Consider the following 19,153-nt stretch of genomic DNA (forward strand, 5'->3'; position numbering starts at 1 on the left):
CTCAGCCGCTCAGCGCTTGAGGGTGATCGACGCGCTCCGCCCGAGGTTTCCTGCGGCGTCGTAGGCGTGCGCGACGATCGCGTACCGCCCGGCCGGGTAGGAGGAGGCCGAGACGGTCAGGCGCCACGTGCCGTCCGACGCCCTCGTCGCGTCGCCCAGCCGCGTGGCTCCGCTCCAGAAGCTCAGCTTCGTCGTGCCGACGTCGTCCTTGGCGGTGGCGACCAGGGTGACAGAGCCGCGCACCGTCGATCCGCTCGTCGGCGCGGTGATGACGGTCTTCGGAGCCGTCGTGTCGCGCGACGGCGCGGGCGAGCCCGTGGGTGCCGGAGCAGGAGCCGCGGTGGGCGCCGACGTGGGAGTCGGGGTCGGGGTCGGAGCCGGTTCGTCGCCGAGGCCCCAGGCCGTCCACAGCTCCTCCGCGATCATCGCCTGACCGGCGACGTTCGGGTGGAAGTAGTCGACGTCCGTCGAGAGCTGGTCGAGCGAGATCGGAGCCGCCGTGAGGGCGCCGCCGTCCCAGACGCAGTCGTTCGCGGCGGATGCGCAGGCCGATTCGAGTGCCTCGTTGAAGTCGGCCTCCCGGTCCTCCGCCGCCGCGAGCGAGGCGGTGTAGGCCGAGCCGGTCAGCGGGGCTCCGGTCGTGGCGTCGACTCCGCGCTGGGTCCGGCAGACCCCGCCCCAGGCCCAGATCGCGGCGCCCGGCGTCGGCTTCACGGCCTCCCACTCCGACTCGATGTCCGGGACCGAGCCGACGAGCACCGTCGCCTCCGGCCACTCCTCGCCGATCGAGCGCAGGATCCGGGTCGCCGACGCGGCGAAGGAGGCCGCGGGCGTCATCGCGTAGCCGTCGCGGGAGTCGGGCGAGAGGCTCAGCGAGCAGAGGTCGTTGCCGCCGATCAGCAGCGTGACCACGTCCGGCTCCTCCCCGGCCGCGACCGCGGCGTCGATCCGCGACTCGACTCCGCTGATGACCGCGCCCGACTTCGCGTAGTTCACCGCGCGGACCGCCGTCCGCGGATCCGCCGCCGCCATCCGGCTCGCGATCGAGTCGACCGCGGGCGCCGATCCCGTCGCCCAGGAGTTCTCGACGCAGTCGCGGTTCACCCCGCAGGTCGTCGCCGCGCGCGTGATCGAGTCGCCGAGCGCGAGCAGCGTCTGCGTCCCGGACGCCTGCGCCGGCGGTGCCGCCAGGAGCCCCGCCAGGAGCGCGATCGCCCCCGCGCCGACCCCTGCCGCTCTCCGCCGTGCCCTGTGTGCTGTGGTCCCCATGTCGTCCCGTCCCCTGGTCGTCCGTCGCTCGAGTGCCTCGCGTGCTGCGAGAGCACGAGGGGCGAGCGTACGTCGCTGCGGATCCCCCGACGGACCGGAGGAGAACGGCTCCCGCCCGGCGCGGCCCGGATGGGGGACACGGAGGACGCACGGAGGCGGGCGGCCCACAGCTTCGGGCGCCCGATCGTCAGGACCTGCACGACCGGCCCGCGCGCTCTCCCGCCCGGAGAGCACGTGGACCGACGGCTCCTCCTCGATACTCTGAGGCGATGATCGGCCGTCGCCGTGGAGGGAAGAGGGATCAGCATGGACTACTCGAACGAGGACGATCTCAAGCAGAGGATCGGTATCGTCTCCTGGAGGAATCTGTCGAAAGAGAACTTCATCGCGTTCGCATCCGAGTTGCCGAACATGAGCGAGGAGCTCGCCCTGAAGGTCGTCGAGCAGTTCCCGGATTTCAAGAATCTCGTCCTCGACTCGTTCAGTGAAGTGCGAGATCAGGCGAGTTCAGCCGTTCGAGCCAACTGGAAGAGTCAGAAGAAGGTTCACAGGGCCTTCGCCGAGTACCGCGCCGTCCTGAACCGCGAGCTGGATCGTGACACCCTGAGCGCGGCGGACCGCTACTCGGTCCTTCGGCTGTTCAAAGAAGCGATCGACGACGAAGCACTCAAGGATTCGGAGCACAAGGCGTTCGTGCTCCGGGCACTGGGCATCGTCGCGATGGTCGCAGTCGCCGGAGTCTCGACGGGAGTCGCCGTCCTCGGCGGTCGAGCCAGGATCGGCGGAGACGCCTAGTACCGAAGCCGATCCAACGGACCACTCCTCCGCCGACGAGCGCGTCGAGGCCGCGAGGCGGTCGACCCGCCGAACAGGCGAGGTTCCCGATCCGGCCGCCGGGAGAACACAGAAGGCCCGCTCTCTCGAGCGGGCCTTCTGTGGTGGTGGATCCGAGGGGATTCGAACCCCTGACCTCTTCATTGCGAACGAAGCGCGCTACCAACTGCGCCACGGACCCGTGCCTTCCGAGCCGTCACCGGCCCGAACAACTCGTCCACACTAGCACGGACGAGCAGGCGCCTCGCACTCGGGTCAGGCCCCGCGGCGGCGCTGCAGCGCCTGGTCGAGGTCGATCGCGTCGACGCCGTCCACGACGCCCATCGCGGCGAAGCGGGAGGAGGGACGCGGCGCCTCGGGAGCGGGAGCGGCAGCACGCGGGACGCGCAGCGGCGCCACCTCGGGAGCGGTCGCGGCGGCGCGCTGGGCGAGCTCCGCTTCCGCCGCGGCGGTGCGCAGGCGCTCCACGGCGTCGATCGACGCCATCGCGGAGGCGGCGACCGTGCCCCGGGAGAGGTAGAGCGGCTTGGGGAGCGGCTGCGGCGTCCAGCTCGCACGGTCCTCGGCGAGCTCCTCGGAGGCGTCGTCCGCCGCCTCCTCGGCGAGCTCGGCCTCGAAGACCTCGGCGCGCCGGCGCTCGGTCGCGGCGGCCGTCGTCGCTGTTGCGGCCGGAGCGGCCGCGCGCCGGCGACCCGGAGCCAGCAGGATCAGCGTGCCGAGCCCCGCGACGGCGAGGAGCAGGCCGACGAGCGGCACCGCACCCGTGCCGCCGAAGGGCAGCATCACGAGCCCGACCAGCGCGGCGACCGCCCCGACCAGCACGGCCAGCGCGGCGCCCTGGCGCCAGCGCAGGACCGAGGGCCCTGACCGCGTGCTCCGCCGTGCGCTCGCGGTCGCCCGTCGCAGCGCGTCGCGCGCCGCCTTCTCCGCCTGTGCCAGCTCCATCGCCTGTGCCTTCTCTTCGGCTCGTCGTCGTGTCTCGGTCACCCGGAGCCGGCGCTGCTGCAGCGCCACCTCGCGGGCTGTCGCCTCCGCACGCACGTGCTCGGGCACTTCCGCGGTCTCGGCGAGGATCCGCAGCGTCTGCTGCAGCCTCACCGCGTTGCGCTCGGTCGCGTTGTACGACCGCCTGCGCATCCACGTGGGGATCAGGTAGGCGACCCACAGAACGGCGGCGAGCGCCCAGACGACGCCCCCGCCCAGCCAGTCGCTACTCATGCGGACAACGCTAGGAGTACCGGGCACTCCCGTCCGTCATTACGGGTAGGTGTGTCCGTGCGGATCGCGGATCAGCCGGGGCCCCGTCGGAGGGACACCGGCGCCATCGGAGGGTCCGGAGAGACCCGAGCGGCGCGAGGCGCGGAGATCCGCGTCGGTCGGCACGCCGACCTCCGACGGGACCTGCCCGTCGAGGTAGCGGCGGAGCACGCCGCGGGGCACCTCCTCCGCCACGAGGGCGAAGCAGAAGTGGTCGCGCCAGTCGCCGTTGATGTGGATGAAGCGTCGCCGCAGGCCCTCGTAGCGGAAGCCGAGCTTCTCGACTACGCGCAGGCTCGGCCGGTTCTCCGGGCGGATGCAGATCTCGATCCGGTGCAGCCCCAGGTCGAGGAAGGCGTGGTCGGCCGCGAGGGCCACGGCGATCGGAGTGATCCCCCGCCCGGCGTAGCGCTCGGACACCCAGTAGCCGATCGACCCGGAGGAGAGCGAGCCGTACCCGATGTTCGAGATGTTGAGCTGCCCGGCGAGCTCGCCGTCCCAGTCGATGAGGAACGGCACTCCCCCGCCGGCCCGCGCGTTCTGCTGCAGCGAGCGGATGCTGGCGCGCACGTCGAACGCGGCGCCTCCCCGGGGGTCGGACGCCTCCCACTGGCGCAGCCACGACCGGTTCGCGATCAGCTCCCGCTCGAGAGGGCGGGCGTCGCGCACGCGGATGGGGCGGACGGTGACACGACCCTCGGTGAGCGTCGGGATCGGGAGCGGCATGATGCGACCCTACTGCTCCACCGCACTGCGGGAGGGGGACTGGACTCCGGGGCGTTCCGTGCTTCCGTGGAACGGAGGAACGGACGGGATCCCCCGCCTCAGCAGGGGGTCCCGTCCGTTCCGGAGGCGCGCTCGCCGGGGCTCAGAGGCCGGCGACGAAGTCCTTCAACCAGGGCTTGAGGTCCTTGCCGAGGTCGTCGCGGTCGGAGGCGAGCTGCACGATGGCCTTGATGTAGTCGAGCTTGTCGCCGGTGTCGTAGCGGCGGCCGCGGAACACGACGCCGTAGACGCCGCCGAACTCGGCCGGATCCTGGGCCATGCGCTCCAGCGCGTCGGTCAGCTGGATCTCGCCGCCCTTGCCCGGAGCGGTGTGCTCGAGCACGCCGAACACGTCGGGCTTCAGCACGTAGCGGCCGATGATCGCGAGGTTCGAGGGGGCGTCCTCCTTGGAGGGCTTCTCGACCAGCCCGGTGATCCGCACCACGTCGTCCTCGTCGGTCGCCTCGACCGCCGCGCAGCCGTAGAGGTGGATCTGGTCGGGGTCGACCTCGAGCAGCGCGACCACCGTGGTGTCGCGCTGCTCGGCGACGTCGATCATCCGGGAGAGCAGCGGGTCGCGGGCGTCGATCAGGTCGTCGCCGAGGAGCACGGCGAAGGGCTCGTCGCCGACGTGGCGCTGCGCGCGGGAGACCGCGTGGCCGAGGCCCTTCGGCTCGCCCTGGCGGACGAAGTGCACGTCGGCGAGGTCGCTGGCGTACTTGACGTGCTCGAGCTTCTTGTCGTCCTTCTTCTGGGACAGGTTCTGCTCGAGTTCGGGCACCGAGTCGAAGTGGTTGGCGAGCGCGTTCTTGTTGCGCCCGATGATCACGAGCACGTCCTGGAGGCCGGCGTCCGCCGCCTCCTCGACCACGTACTGGATCGCCGGCTTGTCGACGACCGGCAGCATCTCCTTGGGGATGGCCTTCGTCGCCGGCAGGAAGCGGGTGCCGAGACCTGCGGCGGGGATGACTGCTTTGCGGATTCGAGTGCCCATGGGGCGCCATCCTAGCGGCGGGGGAAGTCGCGGGAGTTTCGCGCCAGGACCGGCGACGGAAGGCGCCGGACCCCGTTCCGGGGCGGTCCGGGACGAGCGTCCCTCAGGGTCGTCCGCGCGGAGGCCGGCGCGGGGCCCGGTTCTAGACTGAGCGCATGCCAGCCGACATCACGCACGAGAAGCGGGCGCTGCGCGCCGAGCTGCGCGAGCGCCGCCGCACGCAGACCTCGACCGCTCGCGACCAGGCCGCGGAGCAGATCACCGCCCACCTGATCGAGCTCGCCACCCGCGTGGGGGCCCGCTCCCTCGCGTGCTACCTCTCCGCTCCGGACGAGCCGAGCACCCGGCCGTTCCTGGGCTGGGCCGAGAGCCACGGCATCCGCGTCCTCTTCCCCGTCTCGCGCCAGGACGGCCTGCTCGACTGGGCGGTCGGCGACGGCCACACCGAGACCCAGGGCCTGTTCGGCATGCCCGAGCCCGTCGGGCAGCTGCTCGGCCCCATCGCGATCAACGACGTCGACCTCATCGTCGTCCCGGCCGCCACCGTCGACCGGCAGGGGATGCGGATGGGCTGGGGGCGCGGCTACTTCGACAAGACCCTCGGCTCGATGGAGAAGTGCCCTCCGGTCTACGCCGTCGTCTTCGACGGCGAGCTCGTCGACCGGGTGCCGAGCGAGGTCCACGACCAGGCCGTCGACGGAGTCGTCACTCCCTCCGGCATCGTCGACCTGCGCCACTGACCCCGTCCTCCTTCTCCCCCACCCGCCTCCGAGGAGCCCCCTGTGCCCACCTACTCCTACCGCTGCACGCAGTGCGGCAACGCCTTCGACATCCAGCAGAAGTTCACCGACGACACGCTCACCGAGTGCCCGAGCTGCCAGGGGGCGCTGCGCAAGGTGTTCAGCGCGGTCGGCGTGACCTTCAACGGCTCGGGCTTCTACCGCACCGACTCCCGCTCCGGCGGGAAGTCGAGCGAGGGCGGCTCCTCCTCCTCGGGTTCCGGCTCGTCCGGCTCGGGCGCATCCGGCTCCGGCTCATCCGACTCGTCGTCGGGCTCCTCGGGATCGGGCGGCTCCTCCTCCGGATCCTCGGGTTCATCGGGCTCGGGCGGCTCCTCGTCCGGCTCGGGGTCCTCGGGCTCCGGATCGTCCTCCTCCTCGTCGTCCTCGGGCTCCTCCGGGTCCTCCTCCTCGGGTTCCTCCTCCGGGAGCTGACCCGCCACCCACCGCTCACGGCAGAAACGGAACGATCATGATCAACGGCTTCAAGGAGTTCATCCTCCGCGGCAACGTCATCGACCTGGCTGTCGCCGTGGTCATCGGCGCCGCCTTCACGACCATCGTCAACGCGATCGTGACGGGGATCTTCAACCCGCTCATCGGCGTGATCTTCGACGCCTCCTCCCTCGAGGCCCTGGTCTGGCCCATCCGACCGGGAGAGAACGGCGAGGACCCGACCGTCATCGCCTACGGCTCGGTCGTCTCGGCCCTGATCCAGTTCGTGATCGTCGCCTTCGTCCTCTACTTCGCGTTCGTCCTGCCGATCAACCACCTCAAGAACGCCGCGTTCGCCAAGAAGGCCGCCGACGCCCCCGCCGCGGAGGACAAGGCCCCCACCGAGCTCGAGCTCCTCGCCGACATCCGCGACCTGCTCGCCAACAACGGCACCGCCACCACCGCGAACTCCGGCAAGCACGTCGACTGAGTTGTCCTGTCTTCTTCCGCCGGAGGCGGAAGAAGACCGCGGTCGGCTTCCCGATGGAGAGCGTTCCGTGGAGCGGTGTGCGAACAGTGCGTTCGAAACGCTGGCACGCGTTTCGGACGACACCTGCACCCTCGGCAGGTCGCCTATCGGGGCCTTCAGCGTCTCCGGCGGGGACTGATCGTTCCTGTGTCCACGCCTTCATCGGACATCGCCGGGCATGAGGCGGAAAGCGGTCGATCAGCTAGGCACCGGACGGACGCGATCGTCCGCAGGCACCGGACGGGAAGCAGCCGGTCACCGTCGCCGGGTCCGACGTGAGCGGTCGCCGGACAGCGGCGTGACGCGTTCGCTCGTCGAGGCGGGGCGCGGCGGGGTGAGGTCCGAGGTCGTCGACGGGTCGAGAGCCGAATCGCGGATCACCGACCGGTCCGGCTGACGTCAGTAGTGCGGGGGGACGTCCTGGCGCAGGCGCGCGTCGTTCGGGCCGGTGTCGGGGCGCGCGGGCGGCGCGGAGGGGTCGGCGACCGGAGCATCGTGCGGGGACGGATCGGTGCCGGGCTTCGCGGGGAGCGTCGCCCGCCGGCCGCCGCGGGTGCGCCGCAACGGGCGGTCGGCACCCGCGGGGGCGTCGGGATCCGGCGCCACGATCAGTCGTGCGGCAGCGGTTCGACGGGCTGCGTCTCCCCCGATGCCGGAGCGGCGGCGGCGGCAGGAGCGGCGGGAGCAGCAGGAGCCTCGCCGGCGGCGGGAGCAGCGGTCTGCTCCTCCCCCGCGGTCGCACCGATCAGCCCGGCCACCCGCGCGGCCACGGCCTCGGGGTCGGCGAACAGCTCGAAGTTGTGCACCCGCAGGTAGTGCCAGCCCAGCCGGCGCAGCAGCTCCGGACGCAGGCGCAGCGACACGCGCAGGCTCTGCGTGCTCACGTCGCGGTCGGTCTCGACCACCACGGCACGGGTCCCGTGCGCGGCGACGAGGGCCAGCTTGCCCTTGTGCCCGATGTTGACCCGGAGTCCGCGGCGCTCGAGGCGCGCGGCGAGATCCACCAGCATCGGCTCCGAGTAGTCGTCGCGGTCGCTCGGCTGGACGCGGTCCTCCGCCTCCTGCAGCACCTGCGCGAGCGCGACCATGCCGTAGCGCATGCGCGACTCGTCGATGTCGCCCGGGCGGAAGCACGAGACGATGTCCATCGAGCGGCGGGCACGGGTCATCCCGACTGCCAGCAGGCGCTCTCCGCCCGGCTCCGCGAGAGCGCCGAAGTTCGACAGCAGGCGGCCGTGGGGCGTCCGGCCGTAGCCGATCGAGAAGATGACGCGGTCGCGGCTCTGCGCGACCGACTGCTCCAGCGTCACGACGGCGAAGGGCTCGGGACGGTCGCCGAGGATGAAGTCGCTCAGATCGGTGCGCTTGGCGAAGGCCGTCAGCACCGCCTGCTGCACCCGCACGGCGTGGCGAGGACTCGCGGTGATGACCATCAGCGACTCGCGCGGACGGATCACGGCGTGCTCGAGCACCAGCTCGACCACCTTCGCGACCTCGGCGTCGACGGACTCGACGGCTCCGGAGTCGTTCTCGGGCATGCCGTGCCCGCTCGCGATGTAGTGGAAGCGGAGCGAGTCGTGTCCGAGGAACGAGCCGGCCCAGGGCAGCGAGTCGATGCGGCCGCCGTAGAAGCGGCGGTTGACCAGCTCGGCCAGGTCCTCGCCGCCCGCGCGGTAGCTGCGGGTGAGCGTGACGGTGTTGAGCAGCTCGCCGAGTCGGGCGAGCGCCGACTGGGCGTGCAGCGCCTCCACGTCGGTCCGCGAGGCGGTGGAGCCGAACTCCGGCGTCTCGTCGACGCGAAGGCCGAAGGGAGTGGGGGTCTGCGTGACCGGGTCGCCGAACGCGACGACCTGCTTCGCCCGGCGGATCGCTCCGACGTTCTCGGCCAGCGTGGTCGCCCCGGCGTCGACGAGGAACACCGCGTCGAAGGTCGTCTCGGTGCCGATGCGGTGCACCTCGTACGGCGAGGCGAGCCAGGCCGGAGCGAGCACGCGCGAGAGGTGCGGAGCGGCCTTCTGCAGCTCCTGAGGGGTCGTCGCCGCCTCGGTGCGCAGCAGCGCGCGCAGCGCGTCGCGCTCCTGCGGCCAGTCGACGAGCCCGATCTTCCAGGTCTCGGAGAGCTTCCAGGCCAGCAGCTCGGCGCTCGAGGCGGCGTGCGCCTCGTCGACGAGCTTGAAGTCGGCCTCGAGCCGGTCGAGCACGCTCGTGTTGCCGCCGAGCAATGCGCGCTCGTCGGTCAGCATGATCTCGAGCGCCGAGCGCCACCAGGCCAGGTCCAGCTCGCCCGCGACCAGCTCGGCCGGCACGTGGCGGCGCGAGAGGTCGGTGAGCAGCGGGTCCAGGCCCCAGTCGCGCAGGGTGGCGAGAAGGGTCGTCCGCTCCTGGAGGTTGGCCAGCACCTCGCTGTCCTCGGCGAGGCCGGACACCATCGAGGCCAGCTCCGCGAGAGGGAGCGAGGCGAGCTGCAGGTTCGTCCCGCGGCGGCCGAGCGGCTCGTCGAGACGGCTCAGCTGGTCGGTCACCTGCTGGTAGGCCACCTGCACGTCGGCGACGCCGACCGGGACCTCGGGGATCGTGCCGGCGACCGCGTAGCGCTGCCACAGCGTCCGCTGCTGCTGCACCCGGCGGAGCGCCGCGTTGAGGTCGGTGACGTGCGCGCCGGGACGCAGGTACTCGCGCGCGAGCTTCTTCAGGCGCCGGCGGTTGGTGGACGACATCTCGGCGGCCTCGCGGCGCGGCGAGGTGGCGACGATGAGGTCCTGGATCGAGCGGTCGAAGACGGCCGGCTGGAACTTGTCCAGCGTCTCGCGGACGTCCTGCAGCAGGCGCAGGTAGATGCCGAGCTCGGCGACCGACTCGAACGGGCGCATCCGCGTCTGGCCGATGACGTCCTGGGCGCGGTCGAGCAGGCGCGGCAGGTCGCGCAGGTGCAGGCGCTTGGCCAGCTCGTGGGCGATCTCGGCGTCGGCGGTGGAGTCGAACTGGGCCCCGTACCAGGGCGAGTCGCCCGGGCCGTAGCGGAACTCGCCCAGGCGCGCCGACTCGATCAGCATCCGGGTCGCCTCGGGGCGGCTGTGCGCGAGAGCGGTGACGGAGCGGCGGTCGAGGCGGGCGGCGGTCGACGGGGGCGTCCGCAGCTGCGAGAGGCGGGCGAGCTCCTCGAGGGCCTGCAGCGCCGAGACGCCGAAGCTCTCGTCGCGCCGGGAGAGCGCGCCGCGGTAGTCGAGAAGCACCTTCCGCAGCCGGAGCAGGGCGTCGTCGATCTCGCTGACGGAGGGGCGCGCGGCCTTCTCGTTGCGGCCGATCGACTGGATGAGGTCGCGGCGGAGCGTGCGGGGCCCGACTGCGATGCCGCCCAGGCCCGCCGAGAGCAGGCGCTGGTGGATGCTGTCGAGGCTCGACCGGCGGGCGCTGACGACCAGCACGCGCTTGTGCTGGGCGGCCAGGGCGCCGATCGCGTTGACGATGGTCTGGGTGCCGCCCGTGCCGGGAAGGGTCTTCACGACGAGCGAGTTGCCGGCCGCGATGTTCGCGATCACCTGCTCCTGCTCGGCGTCCGCGTCGAGGAGGAGGTTGTCGGTCGCCGGAGGACGCTCGTCCTGCGGGATGATCGACGCCACCTTCTGCGACTGCTGCAGCGCCCGCTTGGCGGCCGGGTTCCCGGCGACGGCGTCGAGGACCGGGTGCTCGAGCATCCGGGCGTCGCGGAGCATGTCGCCCGCCACGTCGGCGAAGCTCGAGACCACGAGGCGCGGGTGCACGGCGAACCACGGCAGGTGCGAGGTCAGGCCGCGCAACTGGTCGATGACCGGCTGCGGCTTGAAGACGCCGTTCTGCACGGCCAGCTCGACGAACTGCTCGGGGTCGATCGTGATGCCGAACTGCTGCTTGAGGGCGCGCGCGAGCTGCGGATTGAAGTAGGGCTGGCCCTTGAGCTTGAGCTCGAAGTCGCGGCCGTAGCGGCGGATGGCGAGCGGGCGCAGGAGCACGGGTGCGGTGAACTCCGTGTCGCCGGCGCGCCACTGGGCGAGGCCGATGGCGAGGTGGACGCCCTCGATGCCGCGGACCGAGCGCAGCTCGATCCCCTTGTCGGTGATCGCACCCGCGGCGTTCTTCGCGGTGCGCAGGGCGAGCTCGTCGCGGATGAGCGAGGAGAGGAGCGTCGTCTTGCCCGAGATGAACGGGGGCAGCCCGCCGGGGTGCGTGGTCGAGAGCTCGATGCGCGTCCGGGGCGAGTCCACGAAGTGGAGCAGGGGCGACGGACCGCCGACCTTGGCGAGCTCGTCGCGCCACGACTGCCACACCGGATCGGCCACGTTGCCGCCCTGGTAGCCGGCCTCGCCGCTCGTCACCTGCACGGGAGAGGTCGCCGTCGGGGAGAGCCGATGCGCGGACGCCTCCCCCTGGTCACCGGATTCGGGTGAGGTCGCCACCGGTCCGGCTCCTGGGAAATCGTCGACTCGTTGCACACGGACACCCTAAACCGGGCACCTCCGAAAGGCCGTAGCGACGCGGGTCGGCTGCATGGCACCTCCGAACGGCTCACCTGCCTGGAGCATCGGAGGAACGCGGAGCCCAGGGTCGGATCGGCGAGCGCGCCCGCCCGATCGGGGCGGGCGGGGGGCTCAGGATGGCCAGACGGCCAGGGGCGGCGCCGTCTCGACCCGGCGCTCGTCGCCGACCACGCGGATCCGGCTGCTCACGCGGTCGTGCCCGGCGGCAGCGGCGACCGCGGTCATGACGAGCTGAGCGTGGTCGCGCGCGAGATGCCCGAAGGCGCTCCGCAGATCGACGGGACGGCCGGTGGCGAGCGACACGGCGATGCGGGCGACCGCCTCCTCCGAGAGGTCGAGGAGGCACGCCTGCTCGGCGAGGACGGCGAAGTCGATCCGCGGCGCGGCCTCCGTGGCGGCACCGGCCGCCCACGGGTGCTCGGGGCGGAGGCATCCGGCGCGGACGAGGAGCTGCTCCGCGGCCTCGAGGCCGGGCCCGGCGAGGACGGCGATCATGCCGCGGTCCGCTCGGCGCGGCGCCCGGAGGCGCGGACCCCGACGGACACGACGGCCGACAGCAGGCAGGCGACGCCGGCGATCAGCGGCGCGAGCCAGCCGAGGACGCTCACCTCGTCGACGTCCGTGCCGAAGTACTGCCAGTGCGCGATGGCGTAGACGAAGAGGGAGAAGAAGCAGAGCGCGACGCCCGTGAGCGCCGACACCAGGTCTGCCGGACGGACGAGGGGCTCGTGCTCCGCCGAGGCGGCCTGCTCGATCGCGGGCTCGGAGAGGGCGGCGGCCGGGACCTGCGGGAGGGTCGCGGTGGCGGGGTGCTGCGTCATGTCTCCGAGGCAACCAGCCGCGCAGTGTCACGGTCGTCACTCGCTGGCATGACGTCCCGAGCCGAGCGGATGGTGGCGCGGTCGGCCCGTCAGGGAGCGACGGGGACGTCCGCTCGGGCCGGTCGGCGTCCGAGCGACGACTGGAACCGCAGCAGGTACCCGTCCGGATCGGCCACCACCAGCTGACGGACGCCCGCCTCCTCCGCTCCGACCCGGTACCAGCGGGTCTCGAGCGGCGAGAACAGCGGCGTCCCGGCCTCGGCGAGCGCCGCTGCCGTCCGGTCGGCGTCGTCGACGTGCAGCTGCAGGTTCATCCCCCGGCCGAGCGGGCGCTCCAGCGGTGCAGCGATCCAGTTGCGGCCCCGCCCCGCCTCTTCGAGCATCACGTGCGCGGAGCCGAGGACCAGGTACGCGAAGCCCTCCTCGGGCCGGGCGTAGTGGATCCGGAACCCGCAGAGACCGCACCAGAATCCCAGGCTCCGGTCGAGGTCGGCGACGAGCAGCTCGGGGACGAGATCGGGATCGGCCATCCGCGCGGTCTACGCCTCGGCGCTCTCGGGGCGCTTCGTGCGGCCCGGGAGCAGGAGCAGGCCCGAGACGCCCACGACGATCAGCAGGATGGCCGCGACCGTGACGAAGGAGGCCAGCGCCAGCACGGGCATGATGATCGTCAGGACGCCCGCGATGACCGAGGCGATCCCTGCCGCGATCGGCAGCCACGCGGGGCCGGCGACGGTGCGGCCGCTGGTGATGCTCGAGACGCCGTCGAGGATCCAGCCCGCGCCGATCACGAGGCCCAGGACGCTCAGCGACTCGAACGGGTTCGACAGGCACAGGATGCCCGCGACCAGGATCAGGGCGCCGAGCAGGCCCGCGAGCCAGCGCACCCGGGCATCGAGCCGCGAGGCGGTGAAGGCCAGCAGCAGGCGGAAGACGCCCGCGGCGATCAGGTGGATGCCGAAGACGATGGCGACGGTCAGCAGCGTCGGACCGGGGATCAGGACGGCGATGACGCCGAGCACGATCGCGATCAGCGAGACGGCGATGATCCACCAGCGCTCGACGGAGGTGCGGGACATCGTGGGCGCGGCGGTCTCGGACATGGCGTTCCTTCGCGTCGGGGAGTGCGGACCCCTCGAACGTTAAGGCACCCGGGCGGGGTGGCGCGGGGCCTTCCGCCCGCCCGCCCGAGGACGCAGGTCAGTGGCGCGATCCGGAGCGCGCCGCGGCACGGTGCCGCCGCACGCGGCGCACAACGAGCGCGAGCAGCAGCACGCCGAACGCGCTGTAGATGATCGCGTCGAGCACGCCCGCATACTGGTCGACGAGCTCGTACTGCGTGCCGAGGGCCGCACCGAGGCCGATCAGCAGGCCGTTCCAGATGCCGGAGCCGAGGATCGTCAGTCCCGAGAACAGCAGCAGGTTCATCCGCTCGGCCCCCGCGGGGAGCGAGATGAGGCTGCGCACGCCCGGGATGAGGCGACCGAAGAGGACCGCCCAGGTGCCGTGCCGGCGGAACCAGCCGACCGCCTTCTCGAAGTCCTCGCGGTCGACCAGCGGGAGCTTGGAGAGCAGGCGGATCGAGCGCTCCGTGCCGATGCGGTGGCCGAGCGCGTAGAGGATCAGGCCGCCGAGGTAGGCGCCGAGGGTCGCCGTGATCACGACCAGCACCAGGTTCATCCGGCCCTGCTGGGCGAGGAAGCCGGCCAGCGGCAGCACGAGCTCGCTCGGGATCGGCGGGAACACCGTCTCGATCAGCGTCAGCAGGCCGACGCCCGCCTCTCCGAGCGCGGCGATCACCCGCGCGGCGACGCCGACGAGTCCGGAGAGCTCGTCGATGCTGTCGGAGGAGGAGGCGGTCGCCACGGAGGCGGGGGCGAGGGCGAGGGTCGCGATCGTCATGACTGAGAAGCTACTCAGTCCGTCGCGCGCGCACCTGGGAATCCGGCGGCCCGCTCAGGGGTGGCCGGTGAGCACGACGGTGTCCGTTCCCTGCAGCCGCACCTCGACCGAGGCGATCTCGGACAGCGGGAGCCCGGTGGCGAGGCTGGGCTCCATCGTCGTCCCCGGCGCGCTCGTCCACGATCCGACGGCCTCGGTGCCGCCCGAGGTGTCCGTGACGTAGAGGACGTAGCCGGCCGAGCCCGCGTACTGCTCGGCCGTGTCGGCCCAGCTGCAGTCCATGTCGATCCGCGTGCCCCACTGCTGCGGCACGAACCGCACGGAGGCCTCGACGGGGACGCCCGGAGCCGCGGCGAGCGAGACGGTCGAGCCGACGGTCTCGACGGGGGCGAGGGTCGGGCCGATCGCGAGCGGCAGGGCGACGGCGGCGGCGGCCGAGACGCCCGCGGCGGCGAGCACCAGGCCCGCGATGCGCAGCCGCGTCCGGCGGCGGACGGAGTCGGTGGCCGCGGCGAGGCGGGTCAGCAGTGCCGCCGGAGCCGGATCGCCGGCCGCCTCCGGCTCCTCGACCAGGCGCATCGCCTCGTCCTGGGGCAGGTGGGCCAGCAGGCCCGGCAGCGGGACGAACTCGGCGAGGGACTCGCGGCAGCCGGGGCAGGCGCGCAGGTGCAGCTCGTACTCGCGGCGGTCGGCAGCGGTCAGGGATCCGAGGAGGTACGCGGCGTCCCAGTCGCGGAAGGGGTCGTCGTGCCGGTCGTCGGAGGAGGGGTCGCGGCTCACAGCTCCGTCACCCCCCGCTCCTGCAGTGCGAGCTTGAGGGCCCGCATCCCGTAGTGCATCCGCGACTTGACGGTGCCCGGGGCGATCCCCAGCAGCGCGGCGATCTCGGTGACCGTGCGGCCGCCGTAGTAGGCGTGCACGATGACGGCGCGGTGGTCGTGGCTCAGTCCGCTGAGCGCGTCCGAGAGCAGCCAGGCGTCGAGCACCTGGTCGGTGCGGTCGGCGGTCGGGCGCTCGGGGACCTCGTCCGTGCCCAGCTCCCGGGCGTAGCGGGCGCTGCGGCGGTCGTCGATGACGAGGTTCCGGGCCACGGTGTAGAGCCAGGAGCGGGCGGCGGCCTCGCCCTGGGCGAGGATCTCGGGGTGCTTCCAGGCGCGCAGCAGCGCCTCCTGCACGACGTCCTCCGCCATCTGGCGGTCGCCGGTCAGGCGCAGCACGAACCGCCAGAGCGCGCTGGCGTGCTCGTCGTGCAGCGCACGCAGCATCTGGGCCTGATCCTCGGACATCTCCACCTCTTCCTGCACCAACGTAACGGGGGCCCGAACGGTTCAGCCGGTTCGCGCGAGCGGCCGCACTCTGGTACTCCGGAGTCGATGACCTTCCCCGATGCCGACGACGCCGCCCGCGTGCGCTCCTTCCTCCGCGACAACCGCTCGCGGATGCTCGACGACGTCCGGCACCTCGTGATGATCGAGAGCCCCAGCGACTCCCTCGAGGCGCTCGGCGAGCTGCACGCCTTCCTGGTGCACTGGGTGGGAGAGCGGCTCGGGCACGACGCCGACGTGCAGCACCAGCGTGCGCAGGACGCGCCGACCGCGACCAGCTGGACCGTCCCGGCGAGCGGCGGCGCGAGACCGCACCGGGGCACGCGTCCGTTCGTGGCGCTGCTCGGCCACTACGACACGGTGTGGCCCCTGGGCACGACCCGCTCCTGGCCCTTCGCCGTCGACGGCGACCGCCTGAGCGGACCGGGCAGCTACGACATGAAGGCCGGGCTGGTGCAGATGGTGTGGCTGGTGGCCGCGCTCCGCCACGCCGGCGTCCCGCATCCAGCCGTCCGCCTGGTGATGAGCGGGGACGAGGAGATCGGCAGCGCCGCCTCCCGCCCGTTCCTGGAGCGGCAGTGCGCGGGCGCCGACGCGGTCCTGGTGTTCGAGGGCGCGATCGGCGACGCGGTCAAGACGGCGCGCAAGGGCATCGGGCGCTTCGTGATCGACGTGGTCGGGGTCGAGGCGCACGCCGGGGTCGAGCCGGAGAAGGGGGCGAGCGCGATCCACGAGCTCGGCTCGCTGATCCCGCGGGTGCTGGCGATCGCGCGGGAGGAGGAGGGCACCTCGGTCAACATCGGAGTGGTCTCCGGCGGCTCGCGGGTCAACGTGACGACGGCCCGCGTGCGCCTGGAGCTGGAGGCGCGGATCCGCGGATCCGCCGAGGCCGCCCGCGTCGAGGCCGAGCTCGACGCGCTCGCCGCCGCCGACCCGCGCATCCGGCTGGAGGTGCGCGGCTCCTGGGAGCGGCCCGTCTTCGAGCGGACCGCCTCCGTCGCCGCGCTCTACCGCAGGGCCGAGCGGGTCGCGAAGCGGATCGACGTCCCCCTCCGCGAGATCGCGGTCGGCGGGGCGAGCGACGGCAACCTCGTCGCCGCGCTGGGCCTGCCGGTCCTCGACGGGCTCGGCGCCCCGGGCGAGGGGGCGCACGCGCGCAGCGAGGCGATCGGCATCGAGGGCATGCTGGAGCGGACGGCGCTCGCCGCGCTGCTGGTCGCCAGCTTCGGCGACGAGCACTGACCGGCTGCAGAGGAAGGACGAGCGGATGACCCTGTACGAATCGCGCCCCGTGGGCGTCGTGATCGAGGCTCCGGCCGCGGAGGTGTACGCCTTCGTCTCCGACCCGGCGAACCTCCCGCGGTGGGCCGCGGGCCTCGCCTCCTCCGCGCTCGAGCAGGTCGACGGACGCTGGTTCGCCGACTCGCCGATGGGCCGGGTCGAGGTGCGCTTCGCCCCGCAGAACCCGTTCGGCGTCGCGGACCACGAGGTCACGCTCCCCGACGGGACGGTGGTGGACAATCCGCTCCGGGTGCTCGTGAACGGGGACGGCGCCGAGGTGGCCTTCACCGTGCGGCGGCGCCCCGGGATGAGCCTCGACGACTGGGACGAGGACTGCGCGCGGGTCGCGGACGACCTCGAATCGCTCCGGCTGCTGTTCGAGCGCGGGGCGCTGTAGGTTCGTCACAGCTCCGGCGCAGGGCCGGCACCCGTGAGAACGAGGACGCGATGACCTCCCCCGATCGTCCGAGCACCCGCCCCGCAAGCGGCATCGAGCTGAACGGCCTCGACACGATCCAGGAGTCGGAGCGGCACGGCCGCCCCCGCGACCTGTTCTGGCCGTGGTTCGCCGCGAACGTGTCCGTGCTCGGGCTGAGCTACGGCTCCTTCCTCCTCGGCTTCGGCCTCTCCTTCGGGCAGGCGACGCTCGTCAGCGTGATCGGGATCGTCGTCTCGTTCCTCTTCTGCGGTCTGGTCGCCGTCGCCGGCAAGCGCGGCTCCGCCCCCACGATGGTGCTCAGCCGGGCGGCCTTCGGGGTCGACGGCAACCGCCTCGTCTCGGTGATCTCCTGGCTGCTCACGGTGGGCTGGGAGACGGTGCTGGCCTCCCTCGCGGTGCTCGCGACGGCGACGGTGTTCGAGGAGTTCGGCTGGGACGGGGGCGTGCTCACCAAGGTGGTCGCGCTCATCGTGGTCGCCGCGCTCATCGTGATCGCCGGGATCGCGGGCTTCCGCCTGATCATGCGGCTCCAGCTCGCGATCACCGTCGCGACCGCCGTGCTGACCGTGGTCTACGTCGTGCTCGTCCTCGACCGGATCGACCTCGCCGCCGTCGGCGCCCTGCCCGCGGGCTCGGCCGCCGCGGTCATCGGCGGGCTCGTGTTCATGATGACCGGCTTCGGGCTGGGCTGGGTGAACGCCGCGGCCGACTACTCCCGCTACCTCCCCCGCGGTGCCCGCACGAGCGGAGTGATCGCGTGGACGACGATCGGCGGAGCGGTCGCGCCCGTCGTGCTGGTGGTGGTCGGCCTGCTGCTGGCCGGCTCCTCGCAGGAGCTCTCGGACGCGATCGCCGCGGACCCGATCGGAGCGCTCGCCGGGATCCTGCCGACCTGGTTCCTGCTCCCCTTCATCGTCGTCGCGCTGCTCGGCCTGATCGGCGGGGCCGTGATGGACATCTACTCCTCGGGCCTGGCACTGCTCAGCACGGGGCTCAAGGTCTCGCGGCCGGTGGCCGCAGGGATCGACGGCGTGCTGATGGTCCTCGGAGCGGTCTACGTCGTGTTCGTCGCGGGCGACTTCCTCGGCCCGTTCCAGGGCTTCCTGATCACCCTCGGCGTGCCGATCGCGGTATGGCTCGGCGTGTTCCTCGCCGATCTCCTCCTCCGCCGGCGCGACTACGACCAGGAGGCCCTGTACGACTCCCGCGGCCGCTACGGCAGCGTCTCGGCGGTCCCCGTGGCCCTCGTGCTGATCGGCGCGGTCGTCGGCTGGGGCCTGGTGGTCAACTACTCCCCCGGGTTCGAGTGGGAGGGCTACCTCCTCGGCCCGCTCGGCGGCCGCGACGGCGACTGGGCCGGCGCCAACCTCGGCGTCCTCGTGGCGCTCGTGATCGGCTTCGCGGGAACGCTCGCCCTCTCGCGCGGGGCCGTCCGCCGCCAGGAGGCCTCGGCGTGAGCCTGCTCGTCGCGATCGACCTGCAGCACGTCTTCGCCGACGCCGAGTCGCCGTGGGGATCCGGCGGATTCGAGCGCGCGGCCGAGGGGACCCGCCGGCTCCTCCCGGCGTTCGGCGAGCGGGTCGTGACCACCCGCTTCGTCGCCCCGGAGCGGCCCGCCGGCGCGTGGATCCCCTACTACCGCGAATGGCCGTTCGCGCTCGTCCCCGAGAGCGACCGGCTCTACGAGCTCGTGGCCGGGTTCGAGGGCCACCGCACGATCACCGCCACGACCTTCGGCAAGTGGGGGCCCGAGCTCGAGGCCGAGCTCGACGACTCCCGCGAGCTCGTGCTCACCGGCGTCTCGACCGACTGCTGCGTGCTCTCGACGGCGCTGGCGGCCGCGGACGCCGGAGTGCGGGTCAGGGTCGCCGCGGACGCCTGCGCGGGCGCCTCCGAGGCCGACCACCAGCGCGCGCTCGACGCCATGTCCCTGTACGCGCCGCTGATCGAGATCACGACCGTGGACGCGGTGCTGGCGGACCTGCGCGCCCGGGGCTGAGACCGCGGTC

Annotated in this window: 21 protein-coding genes and 1 tRNA gene; 8 read left to right on the top strand and 14 right to left on the bottom strand. The window is 72.6% G+C overall.

Annotated features, from left to right (window positions below; genetic code table 11):
- Window positions 1-9: 9 nt before the first annotated feature.
- Window positions 10-1,269: a GDSL-type esterase/lipase family protein gene (locus tag C5C33_RS10745; protein ID WP_104261100.1), complete on the bottom strand. Its 1,260-nt coding sequence runs from the start codon at window positions 1,267-1,269 to the stop codon at window positions 10-12.
- Window positions 1,270-1,575: 306 nt separating this feature from the next.
- Here C5C33_RS10745 and C5C33_RS10750 point away from each other — a divergent pair, with 306 nt between their 5' ends.
- Window positions 1,576-2,064: a hypothetical protein gene (locus C5C33_RS10750; protein ID WP_104261101.1), complete on the top strand. Its 489-nt coding sequence runs from the start codon at window positions 1,576-1,578 to the stop codon at window positions 2,062-2,064.
- Window positions 2,065-2,208: 144 nt separating this feature from the next.
- Here the strand turns inward: C5C33_RS10750 and C5C33_RS10755 are convergent.
- The 4 genes from C5C33_RS10755 to galU form a co-directional block, all read right to left on the bottom strand.
- Window positions 2,209-2,284: transfer RNA gene (locus C5C33_RS10755), tRNA-Ala, on the bottom strand.
- A 74-nt stretch (window positions 2,285-2,358) separates the two neighbouring features.
- A complete protein-coding gene (locus tag C5C33_RS10760) occupies window positions 2,359-3,321 on the bottom strand; it encodes a hypothetical protein (protein ID WP_104223216.1) in 963 nt (320 codons plus the stop codon).
- Between the two features lie 39 nt (window positions 3,322-3,360).
- Entirely contained in the window at window positions 3,361-4,086 is a 726-nt protein-coding gene (locus C5C33_RS10765; protein ID WP_104223217.1) for a GNAT family N-acetyltransferase, read from the bottom strand.
- Window positions 4,087-4,228: 142 nt separating this feature from the next.
- Entirely contained in the window at window positions 4,229-5,119 is an 891-nt protein-coding gene (galU, locus tag C5C33_RS10770; protein WP_104223218.1) for a UTP--glucose-1-phosphate uridylyltransferase GalU, read from the bottom strand.
- Window positions 5,120-5,274: 155 nt separating this feature from the next.
- Here galU and C5C33_RS10775 point away from each other — a divergent pair, with 155 nt between their 5' ends.
- The 3 genes from C5C33_RS10775 to mscL are packed head-to-tail and all read left to right on the top strand — an operon-like array spanning window position 5,275 to window position 6,823.
- Window positions 5,275-5,859 carry a 5-formyltetrahydrofolate cyclo-ligase gene (locus C5C33_RS10775; RefSeq protein WP_104261102.1) on the top strand — a complete coding sequence of 195 codons (585 nt, stop codon included), beginning with the start codon at window positions 5,275-5,277 and terminating at the stop codon, window positions 5,857-5,859.
- A 42-nt stretch (window positions 5,860-5,901) separates the two neighbouring features.
- Window positions 5,902-6,333 (top strand): FmdB family zinc ribbon protein, encoded by a 432-nt coding sequence (locus C5C33_RS10780; RefSeq protein ID WP_104249457.1) that lies wholly within the window; start codon window positions 5,902-5,904, stop codon window positions 6,331-6,333.
- Between the two features lie 37 nt (window positions 6,334-6,370).
- A complete protein-coding gene (gene mscL, locus C5C33_RS10785; RefSeq protein ID WP_181027096.1) occupies window positions 6,371-6,823 on the top strand; it encodes a large conductance mechanosensitive channel protein MscL in 453 nt (150 codons plus the stop codon).
- 438 nt (window positions 6,824-7,261) lie between these two features.
- On the opposite strand, the gene C5C33_RS10790 is transcribed toward mscL, so the two are convergent.
- The 9 genes from C5C33_RS10790 to C5C33_RS10830 form a co-directional block, all read right to left on the bottom strand.
- Window positions 7,262-7,468: a hypothetical protein gene (locus C5C33_RS10790; protein WP_104232858.1), complete on the bottom strand. Its 207-nt coding sequence runs from the start codon at window positions 7,466-7,468 to the stop codon at window positions 7,262-7,264.
- Window positions 7,469-7,470: 2 nt separating this feature from the next.
- The gene (locus tag C5C33_RS10795; RefSeq protein WP_374953259.1) at window positions 7,471-11,295 is read right to left on the bottom strand and encodes a DEAD/DEAH box helicase; all 3,825 of its coding nucleotides are present in this window, start codon (window positions 11,293-11,295) and stop codon (window positions 7,471-7,473) included.
- Window positions 11,296-11,487: 192 nt separating this feature from the next.
- Complete coding sequence (locus tag C5C33_RS10800; protein ID WP_104246713.1) at window positions 11,488-11,871, bottom strand: hypothetical protein; 384 nt, start codon at window positions 11,869-11,871, stop codon at window positions 11,488-11,490.
- Window positions 11,868-12,197 carry a hypothetical protein gene (locus C5C33_RS10805; RefSeq protein WP_104226447.1) on the bottom strand — a complete coding sequence of 110 codons (330 nt, stop codon included), beginning with the start codon at window positions 12,195-12,197 and terminating at the stop codon, window positions 11,868-11,870. Before C5C33_RS10805 ends, C5C33_RS10800 begins: the two co-directional genes overlap by 4 nt.
- An 89-nt stretch (window positions 12,198-12,286) precedes the next feature.
- Window positions 12,287-12,727: a VOC family protein gene (locus C5C33_RS10810; protein ID WP_104261103.1), complete on the bottom strand. Its 441-nt coding sequence runs from the start codon at window positions 12,725-12,727 to the stop codon at window positions 12,287-12,289.
- Window positions 12,728-12,736: 9 nt separating this feature from the next.
- A complete protein-coding gene (locus C5C33_RS10815; RefSeq protein WP_104225073.1) occupies window positions 12,737-13,300 on the bottom strand; it encodes an HdeD family acid-resistance protein in 564 nt (187 codons plus the stop codon).
- Between the two features lie 97 nt (window positions 13,301-13,397).
- Window positions 13,398-14,099, bottom strand: coding sequence for a DedA family protein (locus C5C33_RS10820; RefSeq protein WP_104261104.1), 702 nt, complete (start codon window positions 14,097-14,099; stop codon window positions 13,398-13,400).
- Window positions 14,100-14,153: 54 nt separating this feature from the next.
- Window positions 14,154-14,879: an anti-sigma factor gene (locus tag C5C33_RS10825; RefSeq protein ID WP_104261105.1), complete on the bottom strand. Its 726-nt coding sequence runs from the start codon at window positions 14,877-14,879 to the stop codon at window positions 14,154-14,156.
- Window positions 14,876-15,385: a sigma-70 family RNA polymerase sigma factor gene (locus C5C33_RS10830; protein ID WP_104225070.1), complete on the bottom strand. Its 510-nt coding sequence runs from the start codon at window positions 15,383-15,385 to the stop codon at window positions 14,876-14,878. The genes C5C33_RS10825 and C5C33_RS10830 overlap by 4 nt, the downstream gene beginning before the upstream one ends.
- Window positions 15,386-15,472: 87 nt before the next feature.
- On the opposite strand from C5C33_RS10830, the gene C5C33_RS10835 reads away from it, so the two are divergent.
- The 4 genes from C5C33_RS10835 to C5C33_RS10850 are packed head-to-tail and all read left to right on the top strand — an operon-like array spanning window position 15,473 to window position 19,143.
- The gene (locus C5C33_RS10835; RefSeq protein WP_104238334.1) at window positions 15,473-16,666 is read left to right on the top strand and encodes a M20/M25/M40 family metallo-hydrolase; all 1,194 of its coding nucleotides are present in this window, start codon (window positions 15,473-15,475) and stop codon (window positions 16,664-16,666) included.
- 25 nt (window positions 16,667-16,691) lie between these two features.
- Window positions 16,692-17,102: an SRPBCC family protein gene (locus C5C33_RS10840; RefSeq protein WP_104249452.1), complete on the top strand. Its 411-nt coding sequence runs from the start codon at window positions 16,692-16,694 to the stop codon at window positions 17,100-17,102.
- A 50-nt stretch (window positions 17,103-17,152) separates the two neighbouring features.
- Window positions 17,153-18,601 (top strand): cytosine permease, encoded by a 1,449-nt coding sequence (locus C5C33_RS10845; protein ID WP_104238336.1) that lies wholly within the window; start codon window positions 17,153-17,155, stop codon window positions 18,599-18,601.
- Complete coding sequence (locus tag C5C33_RS10850) at window positions 18,598-19,143, top strand: cysteine hydrolase family protein (protein WP_104232866.1); 546 nt, start codon at window positions 18,598-18,600, stop codon at window positions 19,141-19,143. Before C5C33_RS10845 ends, C5C33_RS10850 begins: the two co-directional genes overlap by 4 nt.
- The last annotated feature ends 10 nt before the right edge of the window (window positions 19,144-19,153 follow it).

This window comes from Rathayibacter sp. AY1H3, assembly GCF_002932015.1.